Raw genomic sequence first — 19,095 nt, 5'->3', positions numbered from 1 at the left:
AACCAGGGAGGCCTGCCCTGGTATCTTGCCTAGCTCTTGCTCCTCAGATAGAAAGCAAGGGCAATAGCCAGAAGAAATGTGGCATAACCAGGACCATTGCTCTTCTTGGCTTTATCCGCAGCACCTTCTCCAGCAAGAACGGTTATGGTGCCGTTGGTGATATCCTCCGGCTCAAAACCGCTCCATCCAGTTACATTGATATCGATTATCTCATTCGGCTCAATCGCTTTAAAGCTCAATTCCGCCTTGCTGCAGTTGGCAGGGAAGGTGATTCTCATCAAATCCTTGGCTTCCTCAAGCTGCCAGGAGGGGCTGCAATTGCCCGAGATGCCCAGAGCCTGAGCATTGTTTGAATCGTATGTCAAATTGATCCATCTTTCCACAGAGGATGAAGGAATCTCGACTGGAATGGAGGCAGTCTCACCCGCAGAAATTTCTGCTGAGCCCAGGGATATGCCGCGCATGGGGGCGCGAGAGACATTGAAGAAATCGCCCATTGTCTGAATAGCATTGACAGCATTCTCTATCCTCACCCTCAGCTCATACCGGCCGGGTTCTGCTCCTGCCACTCTCACATGAGGCTCAAGAGAGTCAATCGTACCATGCAAGGTATGATTTTTGGCGCTGGGGTCCAGTCTGCCGTTAACAATATCCTGGAACCTCAGAGTGCTCAGATCGAGCTCGATCTTGATAAAATTCCTCCTGATGGTCTCATTGGCCAGCATTGAATCGTAATCTGAGGTGACGTTCAGCTTCTCATACTCGCTTCTGGACACATAGTAGATTGAATCGCTTTTCAGTATCCTGCCGATCCTCCCAGCGGAATTGAAGTATACCCCCACCTGCTCTTCTGGAGAGGACTGATTCAAGCGCAGCAATGCTGGCACCAGATTTTCCCCCACGTCCATAATCCGGCCATTATCGTCGCTGAGCTGAAGGGTTGTAGCATTCCAAACCCAGTTATACATCCAGAACTCGCCCGATCCCTGGCCGAAGTTTGTGATATCTCTGGAAAAGACCGTCCGGTTTGAGGAGTCTACAATCTCCACAGTGACCTCTCTTATCTCTGCCGCCTGCTCAATCATGGTGAAGCTAGCCGGGGTCTTTGAGGTCACATTGTCTGGCACAATTATGGTTGGAGGGCTTGGAGATGGCACGATATATTCTTGAGTATAAAGATAGTACCGCAGGGTATCGTTGTCTGCCACCCGGATATTCATCATTGGAGCCAAGGAGACGGTCGAGTCGCGGTTCAAATTGATATAGTCATCGTTGACCATCCATATGCCACGTGGATCGACGTTCACAATCTGCATCTCTCCAATGCCATTGCCCTCCTCCACATGAATGATAAATTGATCAGATATCTGGAAGATGGCATCGATGGTGGCAAAACCCTTGGATATGTTGTTGAAAACATTGTCTACGTGTACCATTATGATCGGCAGGTCGTCGACATCGCCCAGATCTTTCTCATAGATATAGGTGGAGTTGGATCTTACCACAGAGCCTTCAATCGATGCTCCATCCTTCAGAAGCTCCAGGAAAATGCTATCGTTTTCCAGGTCGCGAATACGGATTTCATAGCCTTCCTGCAGAGAATAGTTGCCAACAAATGCGACACCCTGGTACTCTTCATCGATGAGCACTCTGCCCAGATACTCCTTCTCCAGCAAGCTCTTTGAGGCTTTTGTGCCCGCCAGGCTGCTGTCGTATCCTGCAAACCATTGCATCCCCAGGAAATTTATAACTAAATAGTATCCCCAGGGCTTGAACTCAAATTCCTTGGGCTCAAGGAGCGTGGTATACTGGAAGCCCTTCTGAAATGCAGTATTATTCTCTTCATACACAACAGGATTGGATGGCGGAGATACCCTCCTGTCCTGGACGGAATAGAGAACCAGGGTCTCATCCCCCAGCATATCCTCTGGATCAAAATAAAATCCGCTGTAATTCAATGATTTCCATCTGGCGGTGACAGAAGAATCATAATCTCCCAGCTTCACTGGGATTTGAGTGCTGGCACTGAATGCTGGTCCTCTTATCTCTTGGATCCCGTATTCGAAGATTATGCCCACAGGATAATATATAAGCGTAGGCTGATCGAGGACGACCAAAAGCAGATACTGGGTTAAAAATACCGATGAGTCTCTCTTAAGGTTTATATCAACGGCATTTCGAAATTCCAGACCCTCCTCGGATAGATCTTCAAGCTTCATATTTCCCAGGATTCCTCCCTCGACGAGCTTGGCGATGGGACTGTCACTGGTCTGGAAGATGCCGTTCACCTCGGCAAATCCACCGTCTTCGCTGCCCATGGCATTGGCCAGATGGACCAGGATGACAGGTACATCACCCATTTTATAGACGAAGTCCTCGCCAATGCTCACCACTGAGTCGTAGACGCGCTTTTCATTTTTATAGAGAGCGAAATTCACAACGTCGTTCTTCTCAGAGATCCCGCCCAAGGTCAGGGAATAGCCCTGAGCGAGAGGAAGAGTCGTATTATAGGTCAGAGTATATTCGGTATCCTCGTCTCTTAATATCTCCCTAAGCTCTCCTTTGGCCAGGGAGCTGACCTCATCGGTAAAAGAACTATCAGGATAGCTGGCCAGATAGAGCTTGCCAAATAGCGCTAAAACCTCATAGGACCCCCAGGGAGCATAATCAAAATGCTTCGACCATGGCCTGGAGAGATAGGTGATATCGCCTTTTTTCGCTGTTCTTCCAACCACATCTTTTACCTGGAGCTCTTCTCCACCTGCGTCCTCATCCAGATCATAATAGAACCAGCCGAAGTCGTTCGCTCGCCAAGTTCCATCGCCGTAGCTGAGATTGCCTCGAACGGTAGCAAACTCTGCTGCGTCCTGTGCCCATGCACCGCAAAAAAGGCTGATACTTATTGCTGCAGCCAGAAGCGCAACTATGAAACAGATCTTTTTTATTTCATTCACCTCTCTGTGAACCTGTCCTGGATAAGCTGTATATCCTATGGCAAACCACAAACCAACCGGAGTAAGATGTCATCTATTAAACACGTTGCGATATATGGCAAAGGCGGTATCGGCAAGTCGTGCACTGCCTCGAACATCGCTGCTGCCTGTGCCGAGGAAGGCCACAAGGTTTTAATGGTGGGCTGCGATCCGAAGAGCGACTCAAGCATCACCCTCATAGGAAGGAGAATTCCCACGATGATGGACCTCATCCTCAAGGGAGGAGAGTTCAAAGAGGAGGATGTGGTCCATCAGGGCTTCAGAGGAGTCAGGTGCATTGAGGTGGGCGGGCCCGAGCCAGGCGTGGGATGCGCGGGACGGGGCATAATCGTTGCCATTGATTTTTTGCGGAAGGTATCAAAAGCGATGGAGGAGGTGGATCTGGTGCTCTATGATGTGCCAGGGGACATCGTCTGCGGGGGATTCTCCGCTCCCATCAGGAAAGGGCTGGTGAGCCAGGCCTACATCATAACCTCAGGGGAGTACATGCCCCTTTATGCGGCGAACAATATCAGCAAAGGCCTCCTGCGATTGAATACCCCTCTTGCAGGGGTGATATGCAACTCTCGCGAGGCAGCTGGAGAAAGAGAGCGCGAGATAGTCAACCAGTTTGCCCAGGAGCTGAACAGCCGGATGGTGGCCTTCATTCCCAAGGAGCCGATAGTCCAGCAGTGCGAGAGGAGGACGGTGACTGTGATCGAGGGCGCGCCCGATTCGAAGATCGCCGCTGTCTACCGGGCCCTGGCAAGGGAGATCATGTCCGGCGGAGAGGCCAGGATCCCTGAACCTCTTAGCGATGAGAGGCTGAGAGAGCTCTCCCGCGATCTGGGCTCTGAGGAGTGAAAAGAAGAAGCAAAAGAAAGCGAGAAGCAAAAGCAAGGGAGAGTGGCTTGAGATGGGCATAAAAATGAGGGCAGACTGTCCCCGTATCCTCTTAGCAGGGGACAGAAGCTCCAGCGGCAAGACGACCATAGTAGCGGGCTTGCTCTCCGCCTTGCGGGGCCGGAATCTGAAGGTTCAACCCTTCAAGGTGGCCATGGACTATATCGATCCCAGCTATCATACCTGGATCACAGGCCGAAGCTGCCGCAATCTGGATGGCTATCTGATGAACGAAGCTGCCGTCCGCGAGATCTATGCCCATGCTGCGCAGGGGGCGGATGTGGCGGTGATCGAGGGGGTGCGTGGCCTTTACGAGGGATATGAGGGCGATCTCGGCTCGACCGCTCAGATTGCCAAGATGCTCCGAGTGCCGGTCATCTTCGTGGTGGACGCGCGCAGCATCACCCGCAGCTGTGCTGCCCTGGTCAAGGGGTATATGGACTACGATCCTGCCGTTCAGTTCCGGGGGGTGATACTGAACAAAGTAGGCTCTGCAAGGCATGCGGACAAGGCGACTAGGGAGATCGAACGCTATGCAAAGGTGGAGGTGGTGGGCACTATCCGGCGCAATGAGGATATGCACCTGGCCATGCGCCATCTGGGCCTGGTGCCGGTTATGGAGGGGAAGACCCGCCACGAGGGCTTCAAGGAGAGGGTGGACCGCATCCGGCAGATCGTGGAGGAAGGCCTGGATCTGGATAGAATCAGGGAGATAGCCCGCGAAGCCGAGCCCTTGCCCGAGGTAGAACCAGACCTTTATCTGAAAAACGATTCCGGCAAGGATCTCTCCATAGGCGTCGCTCAGGACGAGGCCTTCAACTTCTATTACCGCGACAACCTGGAGCTGATGGAGCTGGCTGGAGCGAGGATAGTCCCCTTCAGCCCGGTGCATGACGCTTCTCTGCCAGAGGTAGACGGGATCTACATAGGCGGGGGGTATCCAGAGATTTATGCTCGCGAGCTGTCCGAAAACCAGAGTTTCAAGAGCTCGATCCAAAAGGCGCACGAAAAGGATATCCCCATTTTTGGGGAGTGCGGCGGGCTGATGTACCTGGGCAGGGAGATCGAGTGGGATGGAGAACGCAGGGAGATGGCGGGCCTTATTCCAGGAAAAGCCAGAAGGGGGGCCAGGCGTACAGTTAGCTATGTGCACGGTCATCTGGCCCAAGCCTCGCCTCTGGGAAGGGCGGGCGAGTACATCATGGGCCATGAGTTCCATCATTCGGAGATGCTGATCGATCCGAAGGCAAGGGTGGAGTATGCCATTCGGCTGGAGCGTGGCACGGGAATTGCAGATGGTTTGGATGGCATTCATATAGGAAACCTGGTGGCCAGCTATTCGCATATTCACAGCGCATCCTTTCGAGGATTTCCGGCCAGCTTCCTCTCTGCCTGCCGGGATAAGCGGCAATGATGGAGAATGAATTAAAAAATTAAATGAGATATAATATTGAAGCTCAGGTATTTATTGAATGCGGACTTCTATTAGCACAAAGGTGAATTATCATGGTTAAAATGCCAGCCGATGTGAAAGAAACCCTGGAGAAGCAAAAGCCGGTTCCTATTGCCACTGCGAGCAAATCGGGAGTCCCGAATGTGGTATTTGTGGGACTGCTCAAGATCATAGATGATGAGACGCTGATGATTGCGGACAACTTCTTCTACAAGACCGCTCAGAACCTGGAGGAGAATCCCAAGATATCAGTCCTGTGCTATAATGGCGAGACCAAGAAGTCCTTCCAGATCAAGGGCACTGTCACAGTCTCCAAGGAGGGAGTGGACTATGAGGCCATGAAATCCTGGGTGCACGGAGTCAACAACAAGCTCCCAGCCAAGGCCTGCGCCATGGTCAAGGTCACTGAGATCTACAACGCTATGTGGGGACCGGCTGCAGGAAAGCAGATAGCTTGAAAATGATGGACTATCCCCCGTCCATCATTGTACTTTTTTACTTCCGATCTCTCACCAGTGGCACGTACTCCACCCCTGGCCGGCTTCTGCCCATTTCCATGCGGTAAAGCTCCATTAGGGAGTATACTTCCTCTGGCACATCGGTCTGCACGCAATCCCCCAGCAAGGCTTTTGCGTCCTCGGCCATGAAGGGATGGTCGTGGGTATATTTTCCGGATACGAACTCATTTATGATCACATCCAGCTTAGAGGAATCACTGCATTTGCCCTCCAGGATCTTCTGCAAGAGCTCTCTCATCTGGGCCAGAGCCTTTCTGGCCTCCTCCACATACACCAGAGTCTTATCATCCATCTCATCGATCTTCTTCTTCTCAGCCACCGCCAGGAGGGATGTGGCGGGGTAAGCACCCTGGGCATCGCCCAATTGCGGATCGACCGGCCCGAGGGCGGCATGTTGGTCCATGATGATCTGATCGGCGGCAAAGGCGATCAGCGTTCCGCCGCTCATGGCATAATGGGGCACAATTACCGTTTTTTTGGCAGGATGGGATTTCAGAGCCATCGCAATCTGGGTGGCGGCCAGAGCCAGTCCTCCCGGAGTATGAAGGATGATGTCTATGGGTATATCCTTCTGCGCCCGGCGGATAGCCCTTAAGACCTTCTCGCTGTCCTCGATATCTATGTACCGGGCGAGAGGAATGCCAAGGAAGCTGATCGTCTCCTGGCGGTGGATGAGGGTTATGACCTGGCTGCCTCTGGCTTTGCCCAACCTGGCCAAGACGCGCTTTCTTTCCGCCTGAAGATAGTTCCTCTGGAGCATCGGCACCAGAAAAAGGAGAATGAATATTATTATCCAGGCGTTACTGAGCAGGCTGCTAAAAGCATCCGTGCCAGTCTGAGCTAAAGTCGGATCCATCATTATCAAGGATCAATTGGACTGGATCGTATTTAACTTGTAGGATTGCGAAGGACGAAGCGGGAAGTCCCCATCCTTCAGGGTGGTCTCCCGGACGGTGAGTCCGGGGGAGTTGCGACCCAGTCGCAACAGGATGAATGCGGAGTCTTTTGCCATGATCACTTTCACGCCGCCTTCAAATGATATAAATATTAGGTATGCATATATGTATTCGTTTGATGATCAGCTACAAGTACCCCATATTCCCGAGCAAGATCACTCAGCTAAAGTTAGCAGAGAATCTTGATGCTTGTAGATGGCTCTATAATAGGGGCTCCTCGCTATTTTGTATGGGTAAACTTGAATCGCTGGTTCTCTGTGTCTCGGTGCCTCTGTGGTGAACCGCTATGCATTGACCCAACCACAGAGAAGCAGAGGAACAGAGGCCATATTCTCTGACTTAACTCACCCACATAGTTCAGCGAAGAGCCATAATAGGCTTCTCCAAGACCTGAACGAAGCAAAAGAAAGAGGCATTAAGTTCAAAACCTATGATACTCAGAACATGATCCCATCCCCGAAGCTTGAGAATCCTAAACCAAACCAGGTCTATTCTAAAGTTCTTCAGATGGTGAATTACACTATCTGGTCTAACATCAAAGGCCTCTATGCATCAAAGAATAACGGTCGGAAGATAGGTCATATTCGCTTCAAAGGATATGGATGGTATAACACCCTGAATTACAGCCAATCCGGCTTCAAAATCGATCAAGATCATGGCATATTGCATCTATCCAAAATCGGAGACATGCAGATCAAGATCTATCGAAAGATCGAAGGTTGCATCAAAGCAGTTCTCTGCAATAACCCACAGGCATCTATTTCTTCGATCTCTCACTAATTATACGGCCGCTCCTGGTTGCTCAAAGCCCCTCACGGTAAGATTGATATAGCGCTGCTGGTGAGCATCAATCCCAATGGCTCAAATATATCCGGATTTGTGTATCGGCCACAGGTGGCAGAATGATATTCAATAGAAAATCAAAAGATGGCAGGGTCAAGGCAGAGGTATACATTAACTATGGCGATGAAAATGAAAGTGTCAATGGCCAAAAGAGGATAAAAAAGGCAGAGGTATTGATCAATCCCGGCATGAGCGTTCTGGAAATTCTCAAAATGGTTTCAAATATCGAGTATACTCCGGATGAAAGCGCTACCGGCCACATGGGGTCTATGATAACAGCCATTGACGGCTTTAAAAATGACCTCACTCACTTCTGGCTGTATTATTTGAGAGAGGAGGATGATGGTGGATGGAGGCTGCCCATGGAGACACCTGATTCGGTTTTGATAAAAAAGAACATCATGATTGCCTGGCGGTATCATGATCTGCAAGAAAAGGGGCCTGGCGCGGCCGGCAATCAGGTATTTGGCCCTTTCTACTCCAAGGAATGCATTGCCAGGGTTAAGAGATGCAACCGGCAGTTCTGATGTAATTCTGGAAGAACCTGAGGATCCTCAGGCAAGTTGGTGGCTCTTGCAGGGATGCTATTCCTTTGACCAAAAGGGATTAATTTGGTCAAGCGGTCAACCCAAAAGCTTATTTGCTTTAAAAGAAAATTAAACTGACAGAGATAGATTCATACCCTGGTTGATATAATATCATCTGGACAGTACAAAAAGGAGGAGTTCTAAATGACTGAGTTTGTCAATCCATTCAGCGGAAAGGTGCCTGACCGAAAATTGACTTCAGAGGAATTGATCCGAGCTTTGCGCCTTGATCTGGCTGCAGAGCATGAGGCAGTGCATCTTTACATGGCTCATGCCGAGGCTACAGATAATCCTCTGGTCAAGGAGGTGCTGATAGATATCGCCAATGAGGAGAGGGTTCATGCAGGAGAGTTCTCTCGTCTGCTCCAGATCCTCACCGGGGACGAGGATGAGCTGCTAGCACAGGGGGCAGAAGAGGTAGATGAGATGGCAGGAAAAAAGCCATCCGAAGAGAAGAAAAAGCCTGCTAAGAAAGGCAAGTAAACTACTCCGGCCTAAAGACCGGAGCTTTCAGTAGCCCTGAAAGGACAGCCTTGATACTTGGAAGTCCTTCCGAGCCTCCAGGCCGGTCTACATAGCGGCCCAAGAAAGCTATATTCTTAGCACCATTGAAATCAGCATCGCCAGACCAACCACACACAGGACACTTGAAGCTCTTGCCATTCCTGATTCCATGCTCACCGCACTGATGGCACGTCTGGCTGGTGCATGCGGGGTCCACCAGAACCAGAGGAACACCCGCCGCGAGAGCCTTATAGCTAAGGAACTCCTTAAGCTGGTAGAAGGCCCAACCATTGACTCTTCGTCTATGGTTTTTTCCTGCTTTCTGGTTGACGCCTTCTCTAATTCCGGTTAGATCTTCCAGAGCTATCTTTGCAGGAATCTCCTGGGCTCTGGTCACAATGGCTTTGCTGATTTCGTGGTTGATCTGCCGTTGGTAGCGTGCTTCTTTGCCTGATAGTCGTTGCTGAAGCTCTCGGCATCTTCGCCTTGAACTCCTTGTACCTTTCACGGCTTTCTGTTGAAGAACAGCACGCATAGACGCATAATGATTCTTGATTAGCTTGATAGTCTTTCCGCCAAACTTCTGGCCTTCGGAGGTCACAGCTATATCAGTTATACCAAGATCGACACCTAGAACTGTATCAACATGTATCTGCTCCGGTGCTTCGCTTTTAACCTGGATGTTGATATAGTATTCAGATCCTTTCTTACAAAGCGTTGCGCTTGTCGGTTTAGAATCCTTGAGTCTGGTTCGCTGATAGTCGCCTAGAACCAACTTGATTCGTTGTCTCGATCTAAGAAGAGTCACGCTGATTTCTTCGTCTTTCTCTCTGAAAGCAAAGATCCTAGTATCATAATCTATACTGGTTGGTTCAAAGTTCTTAACTGATGAATGATCCTTCATGGCAGTCTTACGGTTAGATGCAACGCGATTGATAGCCCTGATTGCCAGATTGGCAGAAAGACCAAACTTAGCTCGAACATCTTGGTATACAATGCCCTGAATACGGACCTTATTTCTGAGCTTAGCAGGCGTATTCTGGTTTATCCAATTGCAGGCATCCGCAAAGGCTTTCAGAGTATCCTCCATCTCTTCGGCCTGGGAGTCTGTTGGACTTAACTTGCATTGGACGGTTAACACCTGCTCAGTCATCAGTAGGCAGTATATTCACTAAGTGATATAAAGGTTTTGGTGGGCTACTTACGGCTTTCCTCCCCGCCCTGAAGAGCGGGGCTTCCAGCCTGTGTTTATGTGACTTGAGCAAGCTCTAGCCTATCCATCTCAATCTTTTTGAGGAATGCTTTGATTCGAACCTCATCCCCTTCTACCAGGGCAATTACCTGTTGCCTGCCGTCTGCTTCCCAGTTGTAGGTAGAAAGCCCTGGCAGGGCGGTGTTCATTGCGTTCTTGAGCAAGAACACTCGGTAGCCGACATCATGCACCTTTGGACCGGCGAGAGTGATCTTGAGCTTCATTTTCAATCCTTATGTCCTCACCGGTATGAAAGGATTCGGGTGTAATCTTCTGGCTCCTGCTGCAAAAAGTACTTGTGATTTTTCGGAACGGCTGACTAAGCCTGAGTTCCTCCTCATTCAATACCACGAGCCCATGCCAGTCAAGACACCAGGTACACCCCGGCAACGATCAGTACCGTCGCCCCGATCTTCAGCGCAATCGTCCTGCCGTCTGAGTCCTCAACCAGCATCCCGGGCAAGAAGAAGCCCAGAATCAGCACATAGATCAGGGTGATAAAGGGCTGCAGAGCGGAGACGCTCGATACCAGGGCCACTGACCCCAGGGCATAGGCAAATATGAGCGATCCCCTCCCCAGGAAGTCGAACAGCTCATTCAAGAAAAGAATCGAGATCAGCCTCGGACCGGATCGGAAATAGCCCCCCACCTCGCTTCGAACCTCTCCTCTGGCCAGGAAGGCTAAGACTGCTACCAGGCTGCCGAGCGACGACCAGACGATCAGATGCCACTCGGTCATGTAGTCGAGCAGGTACTTGGAGGCCAAAGAGTATGCGGCAGTGAAGACCCAGAAGACTGCCATGTACTTCAGAGCAGGTGAGATCCTGCCTCCTCCGGCGATTCTTCCAGGATGGGAGGCCGGGCGGTAGGAGATGAGCAGAGCGGCCAAGACCAGCAGGGCACCGCCCGCATAGTCAGAGGGCTGGAGGGTCTCGCCTAAAAGGAAGAACTCCCCCAGGAAGACGAATACCGGAAATACGTAGACCTGGCCGGCAATCCTGCTCGTCTCCTCCACCTTGAGGGCGCGCAGGTACGCCGCCCAGAGGATCACCTGCACCACCCCGATGGACAGGGCATAGAGGCTCTGAGGATAGACGAACTCCAGGCCGGCATAGGCAAAGACGGGCAGGAGGAATACCTGCTGAATCACCACCAGGACGAATAGATATGCCAGGGTATTGCGGACATACCTTCCCAGGTAGAACTTGTCTATGATCCCCGTGACCGCCAGGCAGGCGGCTCCAGCAATAGAGAATGCAAACCAGTCCACGAGGATCTCTCCTGCCTGAGGAAGGGTTATGGATTTCCCATATCTAGATTCAAATCTTACGAGCCCCTGGCAGTTGCTTTAATCAGGCTGTATAATGCCCCGTTCACGGGAACTGCGATAGAATGCTCCTCGGCCAGGCGGACGATATAGCCGTTTATGGAATCGATCTCCGTGGTCTTGTTTTTCAGGACATCCTGGAGCATGCTGCAGCTGTTCTCCCCCGTCTTCTCGGCCACGGAAAGGACCAGCTCGAGGACAGCATCGGGATCGAAGTCCATTCCCAACTCTTGGGCCACTGCCACCCCTTCTCTGACCACTCGCTCCACTGTGCCGCCCAGCACCTCGGATAAGATGATGCCGTTTTTTTGCCGGGCCAGGGCAGCGATGGGGTTTATCACTGAGTTGATAAAGAGCTTATTCCATTGCTGCCTCGTGAAATCTCCTGAGAACTCGATTTGAAATTCCCGGTCTTCGAACCGGGCTTTCATGAACCGCTCCAACTCCAGAGGGAGATTCTTTTCGATAACCGTCGTACCTTTGCCCTTCAGCTCAATTTTGCCCTCCCTGGCGAGCTTGACCCCATTGGATGTGATCCCCTCAATAATCCTTCCAGATGCTTGGGGGACCTGAGACTCGAAAAGCTCCCTGTTTCCCATGCCGTTCATCAGCAGGAGGAAAAGGGCGTTTTTCAGCTTACCATCGAGGAGGCCCGATTGGACGAGCTCCTGGCAGAGCTTCTCCAGCGAATAGGTCTTGACGCATATCACCACCAAATCCGGATGAAAGTCCGATCTGCCAAGCTCTTCAAGGTCGGTGAACAGGTGACCGAAATAGACCAGCGTCTTGCCATCGGGAGCCTCCACCTCCAGGCCCTCGGAGCTGATCCTCTCCATATGCCCCATTCTTCCCAGCAGAGCCATATTCTCCACCCCGCCACCATCTGAAGAATGCGCATCGGAGAGCAGATAACCCATGAGGGAGCCTATCGCTCCTGCTCCGTATATCAGGATATTTTTAGGTTCAATTTTATTATCGATCATTGAGCTCACCCCTCTCACTCTATCACCTCCTACTCTGTCATCCCTCATTCTAGAATCTTCCTGAAGCTCAACGATGCAAGGGCGAAGACCACCATATCGAAGACCAGTATGGCCAGCACATCTACCAGAATGTTGCCCAGCTCCCCGCTGATCATCAGGCCCCTTATCGCATCCACTGCATAGGTGAGGGGATTAAGCACGGCGAACAGCTGCAGAGCAGAGGGCATCATATCTATGGGGTAGAGGGCATTGCTGGCAAAGAAAAGAGGCATGATCAGGGCCTGGCCCAGCCCCATGAACCTCTCCCTGGTCTTCATGATGGAGGCAACCAGGATGGAGATGGCAGCAAATCCTCCCGAGACCAGAAATAGGATCAGAAATGCTGCTGCTATGTAAAATGGATTGGCTATGAATTTAACTCGTGGGATTGCGAAGGACGAAGCGGGAAGTCCCCATCCTTCAGGGTGGATCTCCCGGACTGCGAGTCCTGGGGAGTTGCGACGAAGTCGCAACAGGATGAAAGCGGAGTCCTTTGCCCCAATTACTTTTGTCCCGCGCAGAACAACTATATATCTCATCGTTCCCTCCACTTAACCAAGACATGATTCCATGCAGGCTTCAAGTGCTACTTGGATGATCGATCACTTCTCCCTCGGGGAGATTTTGGATTCGCCAGACGATTCCACAGAGTAGGGAGGGAACACCCCGAACCTGTCCGATGAGATCTGAACCTCTGCATCGCGAATCTGATGTAAGTTTGGGCCAATGAAACGGAAACCGAAAATTCCCGCGAAACGCGCCCCGATGCCAGAGGGCTATGACGGCGTAAAAGCGAAGAAGCAGCAGGGAAGCCCCGGCCTTTAGGCCGTGGGAGGAGTTCACCCCCCAGCAGCATGGCCACGGGGAATATTATCAAAGCCTGGACTACCGCTCGCACCCCGGAGGCGGCCGATCGGCCGACGACCGTGGCATAAATGGAGGTGGGAGCCACAAGAAGCCTCTTTAAAATTCCAGTCTCCCTCTCCCAGACGATGGTCAGGCCATAGAATACAGAGACGAATATGGTGGACTGGAGCAGCACACCTGGCGTGATGTAATCGATATAGGGCAGCCCGCCGGTGGGTATGGCATTGACCCGGCCCATGATCGTTCCGAAGACGCCCAGCCACAGTATGGGCTGCACTGCCCGGGTGTAGATCTCGGTGCGGTCATGCCTGAGCCTTCTGATCTCCAGCTCAATCATGGCAAACATCTCCCTGATCGAATCATCTAGAGCCATATTAATCATGCCTGCAGTGCTTTTTCGGCCGAGTCCTCTCCCTTGCCTTTGAAACGGATTGCACCGGCGTATTTGAGGAATACGTCATCCAATGTAGGCTTGGCAGTGCAGATTCTCTTCAGGGATACGCCCTCGTTCCTCAAGACATCCAGGATCAAAGGCAGTTTGGTCTCCGAGTCCTCGACCACTATCTCCAGGTGGGAGTTATTATTGATTGCACCCCGGACAAATGCCAAATCCCTGATGCTCTTCAGAACCTGCCCATCGATCCTGCCATCTGGATAAACCTGAATGATCTCGCTCCTTAAAGATTGCTTGAGCTCGCTTGCCGTTCCGGATTTCACAATGCTGCCCTTATTTATTATGGCTATCTCATCGGAGTAGAGGTCTGCCTCATCCATATAATGGGTATTGAAGAAGACTGTGGTCCCATACTCCTTCTTGAATGAGATCAGGTTCTCCCAGACTGCCTTTCTTGCCGACGGGTCCAGGCCTATCGTCGGCTCATCCAGAAATAGAATCTTGGGCCCTACCAGAAGGGCGCAGGCGATCTCCAGCCGCCGCACCATCCCTCCGGAGTAGCTCTTGACCATCCTGTCCGCCATCTCCTCGATGCCCATGCTCTGCAGTGCATCCTGTATCCTCTTCTGCCTCATTCCAGCTGGAACGCCATAGATCTTGGAATAGACCAGCAGATTCTCGTATCCGCTGATATCCAGCCAGACGCTGGTCTCCTGAGGCACATAGCCGATGATCCTTCTGATTTCTTGACCATTCCGAATCGCATCCAAGCCGAAGATGGATGCTTGGCCCGAGGTCGGCCTGATCTGGGTGGTCAGTATTCTCATCAAGGTGGTCTTGCCAGAGCCATTTGGACCGAGAAAGGCGAAGACTCTGGCTGCCTCTACCCTCAGATCGACCCCGTCCAAGGCTCTGATCTTGCCGTTATAAAGCTTGGAAAGCCCTCTTACATCAATTCCAGCTGTCACTTCATCTTCATCTCTCTCTTCTTTTCAACCTCTTTTGAACATTCCATTTTTTTACAATTTATTACAATTATTTGCTATCGTAATTGCTTCACTACAATAGATCAGGGATTAGATTTAATCTTTATTAACTTTTCTGAAGAAAATAGATTTAAATATGGAAATGATATCAAATACGTATCAACAAATAATCGTAGGTTATGTGATTTGTTTAGCCAAGACTTGCACGAGCTCCATGAAGGATAGACAATACATAGTATTACGCTATTTATGCTACAAATTTGAAGAAAAATCTTAAATAGACTGATGTCAATTGCATAAGATCAGAGGAATTCGTATGAAAATGAAGTATCAAACCATAACCATGGTCCTTCTCCTGGCTCTGGTTCCGGGATTGGCCATGGCGGACAATGCATTAATGGAAGCGCTGGGAGGCAAAGCCGCCCAGAAGGCGATGCAGGATCTGGGATTCGAGAAGGGAGATGCTAATGTCCTGGCTTTAACCGATGCCGGGCATGCCATCGTCGATGGCCAGACATCTCAGGCTGCGATCAAGGGAATCACAAATGAAAGCGGAAACAGCATCGGCGATGGAAACCTTTTCAGGCCTCTGCGCGCTCACTGGAAGCCCCTCTGGTTCTACTTCTTCGATAAATCCACCGGCGAAGCAGTGTATCTGGAGGCAAACTCCGAGGCCTTGAGCAAGAGTCTCGATGAGTTTCTTGACTTGCCGGACGATCAGGTATTCAGCAAGATATCAAAAGCCAACGTGGATATAGAATATCTGCAGAACCATACAGATGAAGGCAATGTCACCTTCAACGATAAAGCCTTCAACGGCAATGAGTTCGGACTTGTGGCAATGTCCAATGTCTGGGCAAGGGGAGCATCCTATGACTTCCTCCAGGCTACTGCATTCCATGACCATCTCTGCCCTGGGGTCACCAGTGGCCTTCATATCGCTGAGTTTGTCGAGGAGAAGCTGCCGATAACCAATAGCAGCGAGAGCTATAAGGTAATAGCCTGTCCCCAGTGGTGCAAAGACGACCTGTTCCAGATGCGCTGGGATGCCACTCCCGGAAAGAGCGGAATGTTTGTGATGGCCCTGACGGATGCCGAGAAGAAGGCGGTGCCCAACGTCGCCGGCATCTACATCCGCTGGAATGATACTGCCAAAGAGGGCGATGCACTGGTGCTGGCTTACAACTTCAGCGCTGTAGATCTGCCAAAGTGGAACGGGCCTTCCTGGGGATCGATGATATACTGGGACATCGCCCTCATGCCCTATGAAGATAATCCAGAGGTGTTCATAACCGTCCTCAAGGAATTCAAGGTGGATGCTGCCACCCTCGCCCAGATGCAAAACGCCGGAATGCATCCGCTGAAGGTTGCGGGCGTAATGTAATTTGCATAATGAAAGAAGGCTGCTGGATCAAGTAGACAATTCTTTCACTCTAATGAGCAATGAGCAGCTTATCTATTAACTTTTTTTTCCATATATCTCGATAACTATTTATCTAGCCTTCTCCTGTTTGATTGTTACTGCAGTCAATATATGTAACATAAAAGCTTACTGAAATCAGAGGAATTAGGAGCCTTAGATAAGATGCCTGACAATAATAACAATGATACGGTCACCGGAGCCGCTGCCTGCAAGAGCAGTCACTGGCTGCATCGCTACAGGAGCTTTCTTGTCGATCCCGGCACTCTCATCACCTTATCCTGCGGCATTCTCCTGATTCTGGCTGTCATCAGCGATCCGGGCGGCCTGTATCATGGTGAGGTGCATGAAGGAGGAAGCATCCTCTATCTGGCCGCGGCCCTTCTCGGCTCCTCTTATATTTGGTGGTCTGCTTTGCAGGACATAAGGGAACGGGACTTCACAGCCGATATTCCCGTATCCATTGCCACAATGGCGGCGATCACCATTGGCGAGTATGCAGCAGCTGCGGTGGTGGCCGTCCTTCTCCTCTTAGGAGGCCTCCTCGAGGAATTCGTCGCCGCTAGGGCTAATCAATCGCTTGAGTCCCTATCCTGTCTCCTGCCCGATAGCGTTACCGTGCGCAGAGAGGGCCGAGATCTGACAGTGTGCCTGGAGGAGGTTCGAGCAGGGGATATGCTTCTTGTCCGGTCCGGAGAGAGGATTGCTGTGGATGGCGAGGTTGTCTCTGGCGTTGCCTCTGTCAGCCAGGCAGCCATAACCGGGGAGAGCCTGGCGGTTGAGAAGAAGGCAGGGGATAAGGTCTTTGCCGGAACCCTTCTGGAGGTGGGTGCCATTGAGGTGCTCGTCACCGGCATAGGGAGCGAGACCACTCTTGGCCAGATCCGCACTCTGATCGAGGAGGCTCAAGCCCATAAGCCGCCCATAGAGAGGCTACTAAACCGCTACGCTAAGATCTATATGCCCACAGCCCTCATCGCAGGAGCGCTTTTGTGGTGGTGGAGCGGAGATATCATGAGGGCTATCACCATGCTCATCGTCTTCTGCCCCTGCGTGATTGTGCTGGCCACGCCGACGGCTCTCGTTGCCGCCATTGGAAATGCCGCCATGAGAGGAAGCCTCATCAAGAAAGGGGCAACCATCGAGGCTCTATCAAATGTGGATACAGTGATATTCGACAAGACGGGAACGCTGACGGCAGGAAAGCCGAAGCTTCTCCAGATCGAGGCTCTGGGAGATAATTCCCAGGATGAACTTCTGGAGAAGGCTGCCAGGGGGGAGAAGTTCAGCGAGCACCCTCTGGGCAGAGCGATGGTCGATGAGGCCAAAAGCAGGGATCTGGATCTTGTCGACCCCCAGTTCTTTGAACCTCTGCCGGGATTAGGAATAAGGGCCAATGTAGACGGTCAGGAGATATTCCTGGGAAGGACAAGCAGCCTGGAACGAGAAGGGATTTTTGTCGGCCAGGATATTAAAGAGAGGGCTGAATCTCTGGAGGCTACTGGCTGCAGCGTTATACTCTTGGCTGCAGGCGGTCGGACAGAGGGGCTATTCGTATTCGAGGACGAACTGAGGCCAGAGTCGCATAATGTCGTGCAGAAGCTGGACGAGTTGGGTCTGGATGTGGTGATCGTCACCGGCGACAATCGAGCGTCTACAGAGCGGGTGGCCAGCAGAATTGGAGTCAGGGAGCTATTTTTCGAGAAGATGCCGCAGGAGAAGGTCCAGATAGTAAAGGAGCTGCAATCCAAGGGACGCAAAGTGGCATTTGTTGGCGAGGGGGTGAACGATGGCCCGGCTCTGGCCCAGGCGGATGTAGGCATAGCCATGGGCATTGCGGGAACTGATGTAGCCATGGAGACGGCGGATATAGGCCTTCTCTCTGATGACCTCTCCAAGATGCCTCATCTAATCAAAGTCTCACGCAAGGCGATCAAGACTATAAAGCACAACCTGGCCTTCTCCCTTGGGGTGCTGGCGGTAGCAGTTGCACTGACTGTGCCGGGGATACTGACACCCGTCTCCGGAGCACTACTCCATGAGCTGTCATCCATCCCGGTGATATTGAATTCCATGAGGCTCATTGCATACGGGCCGAAGGTCTGAAGCTATAGACCTCTGATATAAAAAATGGATATTTCAGACAGATGCTATAGCAGAATTGATGACAGATCAAATTTACCGTAAATCTTAAATATAAAGTATTACTACGTAATAATTATGAAGTCAATCGTCTGTTTACTATCTGTATCATGTCTATCTTATTTATGGCCGCGCCCGTATGTGCCGCGTCCGATAAGATAGACATCGTATCGACAACGAGCGTTCTATGGGACCCTATACAGTATATAGGCGGCGATAAGGTCAACGCGATAGATATCTCCACATTAATGATGAATGGATCAGACATAGGAATGCATTCCTGCACTATCAAAGACATTGGTAAAATACGAACCTTATGGGATTATGTTCGAGGATGGCAAAAATCCATTATCATGGATTTATGAAAAAAGGAGGCATAAAAATGCAAGTAAAAAGCATGGAAGACTTCGATAAACTTGAAAAGCCACGAGTTCAAAGTATACCTGGTTTTTATGGTGAAGAACTCATTGAAGGTGTTGTTATAAAGGATATGAAACTGTTCAGTGACGAGAGAGGATTTTTGACAGAGCTCATTCGCTTAGATGACGAGGAGATGAAAGCATCGAATATCAAGCAGATAATCGCTTCATATTCTTATCCTGGCATGATCAAAGGATGGCACCTTCATTCAAAACAGGAAGATCACCTCATATGTGTTACCGGAATTGTAAAAGTTGCCTTATATGATTATAGGGAAGATTCACCTACCTACAAATTTCTTAATGAAATATTCATGGGCGAAAAATGTCCTCGTGCAGTTTACATTCCACCAGGAGTCTTTCATGGCACAAAAAATATAGGAAATGATATATCTGTAGTGATAGGTATGCCTTCATTGTTCTATGATCCTGAAAATGTAGATGAAAGACGAGTTAATCCTATAGATAATGATATAGTTCCTTATGATTGGGACTGCAAAATGGAGTAAAAAACTCACAATCATGAAGCT

General features: G+C 50.6%; 19 protein-coding genes. 9 read left to right on the top strand and 10 right to left on the bottom strand.

What is annotated here, in order from left to right; translation table 11 throughout:
- Positions 1–29: 29 nt before the first annotated feature.
- Positions 30–2,954: an S-layer protein domain-containing protein gene (locus MCON_RS02180; protein WP_162144987.1), complete on the bottom strand. Its 2,925-nt coding sequence runs from the start codon at positions 2,952–2,954 to the stop codon at positions 30–32.
- Between the two features lie 66 nt (positions 2,955–3,020).
- Between MCON_RS02180 and cfbC the strand changes: the two genes are divergently transcribed.
- The 3 genes from cfbC to MCON_RS02165 all read left to right on the top strand — a co-directional run bounded on the left by cfbC (position 3,021) and on the right by MCON_RS02165 (position 5,786).
- Entirely contained in the window at positions 3,021–3,836 is an 816-nt protein-coding gene (cfbC, locus tag MCON_RS02175) for a Ni-sirohydrochlorin a,c-diamide reductive cyclase ATP-dependent reductase subunit (protein WP_013718410.1), read from the top strand.
- Positions 3,837–3,888: 52 nt separating this feature from the next.
- Complete coding sequence (gene cfbB / locus MCON_RS02170; RefSeq protein WP_013718409.1) at positions 3,889–5,289, top strand: Ni-sirohydrochlorin a,c-diamide synthase; 1,401 nt, start codon at positions 3,889–3,891, stop codon at positions 5,287–5,289.
- A 92-nt stretch (positions 5,290–5,381) separates the two neighbouring features.
- Entirely contained in the window at positions 5,382–5,786 is a 405-nt protein-coding gene (locus tag MCON_RS02165) for a pyridoxamine 5'-phosphate oxidase family protein (protein ID WP_048131704.1), read from the top strand.
- Between the two features lie 37 nt (positions 5,787–5,823).
- Here the strand turns inward: MCON_RS02165 and MCON_RS02160 are convergent, their stop codons facing one another.
- A complete protein-coding gene (locus MCON_RS02160; protein ID WP_013718407.1) occupies positions 5,824–6,705 on the bottom strand; it encodes an SDH family Clp fold serine proteinase in 882 nt (293 codons plus the stop codon).
- 9 nt (positions 6,706–6,714) lie between these two features.
- Positions 6,715–6,858, bottom strand: coding sequence for a hypothetical protein (locus tag MCON_RS15935; protein WP_157863630.1), 144 nt, complete (start codon positions 6,856–6,858; stop codon positions 6,715–6,717).
- Positions 6,859–7,246: 388 nt separating this feature from the next.
- On the opposite strand from MCON_RS15935, the gene MCON_RS02155 reads away from it, so the two are divergent.
- The 3 genes from MCON_RS02155 to MCON_RS02145 all read left to right on the top strand — a co-directional run bounded on the left by MCON_RS02155 (position 7,247) and on the right by MCON_RS02145 (position 8,715).
- Entirely contained in the window at positions 7,247–7,582 is a 336-nt protein-coding gene (locus MCON_RS02155; protein WP_048131702.1) for a hypothetical protein, read from the top strand.
- A gap of 122 nt (positions 7,583–7,704) precedes the next feature.
- Positions 7,705–8,172 carry a hypothetical protein gene (locus MCON_RS02150; protein WP_013718405.1) on the top strand — a complete coding sequence of 156 codons (468 nt, stop codon included), beginning with the start codon at positions 7,705–7,707 and terminating at the stop codon, positions 8,170–8,172.
- 204 nt (positions 8,173–8,376) lie between these two features.
- Complete coding sequence (locus MCON_RS02145) at positions 8,377–8,715, top strand: ferritin family protein (RefSeq protein ID WP_013718404.1); 339 nt, start codon at positions 8,377–8,379, stop codon at positions 8,713–8,715.
- Between the two features lies 1 nt (position 8,716).
- Here the strand turns inward: MCON_RS02145 and MCON_RS02140 are convergent, their stop codons facing one another.
- From MCON_RS02140 to MCON_RS02110, 7 genes are all read right to left on the bottom strand, one after another.
- On the bottom strand, positions 8,717–9,889 hold the full coding sequence (locus MCON_RS02140) for an RNA-guided endonuclease InsQ/TnpB family protein (RefSeq protein ID WP_013718403.1): 1,173 nt from the start codon (positions 9,887–9,889) through the stop codon (positions 8,717–8,719).
- A 95-nt stretch (positions 9,890–9,984) separates the two neighbouring features.
- The gene (locus MCON_RS02135) at positions 9,985–10,212 is read right to left on the bottom strand and encodes an acylphosphatase (protein ID WP_052297511.1); all 228 of its coding nucleotides are present in this window, start codon (positions 10,210–10,212) and stop codon (positions 9,985–9,987) included.
- Positions 10,213–10,352: 140 nt separating this feature from the next.
- On the bottom strand, positions 10,353–11,258 hold the full coding sequence (locus tag MCON_RS02130; protein ID WP_013718401.1) for an EamA family transporter: 906 nt from the start codon (positions 11,256–11,258) through the stop codon (positions 10,353–10,355).
- A gap of 56 nt (positions 11,259–11,314) precedes the next feature.
- A complete protein-coding gene (locus MCON_RS02125) occupies positions 11,315–12,298 on the bottom strand; it encodes a ketopantoate reductase family protein (protein WP_013718400.1) in 984 nt (327 codons plus the stop codon).
- Between the two features lie 44 nt (positions 12,299–12,342).
- A complete protein-coding gene (locus MCON_RS02120; RefSeq protein ID WP_013718399.1) occupies positions 12,343–12,876 on the bottom strand; it encodes an ABC transporter permease in 534 nt (177 codons plus the stop codon).
- Positions 12,877–12,923: 47 nt separating this feature from the next.
- Positions 12,924–13,577 (bottom strand): ABC transporter permease, encoded by a 654-nt coding sequence (locus MCON_RS16590; protein WP_013718398.1) that lies wholly within the window; start codon positions 13,575–13,577, stop codon positions 12,924–12,926.
- Positions 13,578–13,582: 5 nt separating this feature from the next.
- The gene (locus MCON_RS02110) at positions 13,583–14,566 is read right to left on the bottom strand and encodes an ABC transporter ATP-binding protein (RefSeq protein WP_013718397.1); all 984 of its coding nucleotides are present in this window, start codon (positions 14,564–14,566) and stop codon (positions 13,583–13,585) included.
- Positions 14,567–14,900: 334 nt separating this feature from the next.
- Between MCON_RS02110 and MCON_RS02105 the strand changes: the two genes are divergently transcribed.
- From MCON_RS02105 to MCON_RS02090, 3 genes are all read left to right on the top strand, one after another.
- Positions 14,901–15,968, top strand: coding sequence for an FmdE family protein (locus MCON_RS02105; protein WP_013718396.1), 1,068 nt, complete (start codon positions 14,901–14,903; stop codon positions 15,966–15,968).
- A 201-nt stretch (positions 15,969–16,169) separates the two neighbouring features.
- On the top strand, positions 16,170–18,110 hold the full coding sequence (locus MCON_RS02100) for a heavy metal translocating P-type ATPase (protein ID WP_013718395.1): 1,941 nt from the start codon (positions 16,170–16,172) through the stop codon (positions 18,108–18,110).
- A gap of 418 nt (positions 18,111–18,528) precedes the next feature.
- Positions 18,529–19,074, top strand: a complete 546-nt coding sequence (locus MCON_RS02090) for a dTDP-4-dehydrorhamnose 3,5-epimerase family protein (RefSeq protein WP_013718394.1) — start codon at positions 18,529–18,531, stop codon at positions 19,072–19,074.
- Positions 19,075–19,095 lie beyond the last annotated feature (21 nt).

It is taken from the genome of Methanothrix soehngenii GP6 (genome assembly GCF_000204415.1).
In the GTDB taxonomy this organism is placed as follows: domain Archaea; phylum Halobacteriota; class Methanosarcinia; order Methanotrichales; family Methanotrichaceae; genus Methanothrix; species Methanothrix soehngenii.
The sequence above is the reverse complement of the archived record's forward strand: the minus strand, read 5'-3'. Positions and strand labels throughout refer to the sequence as shown.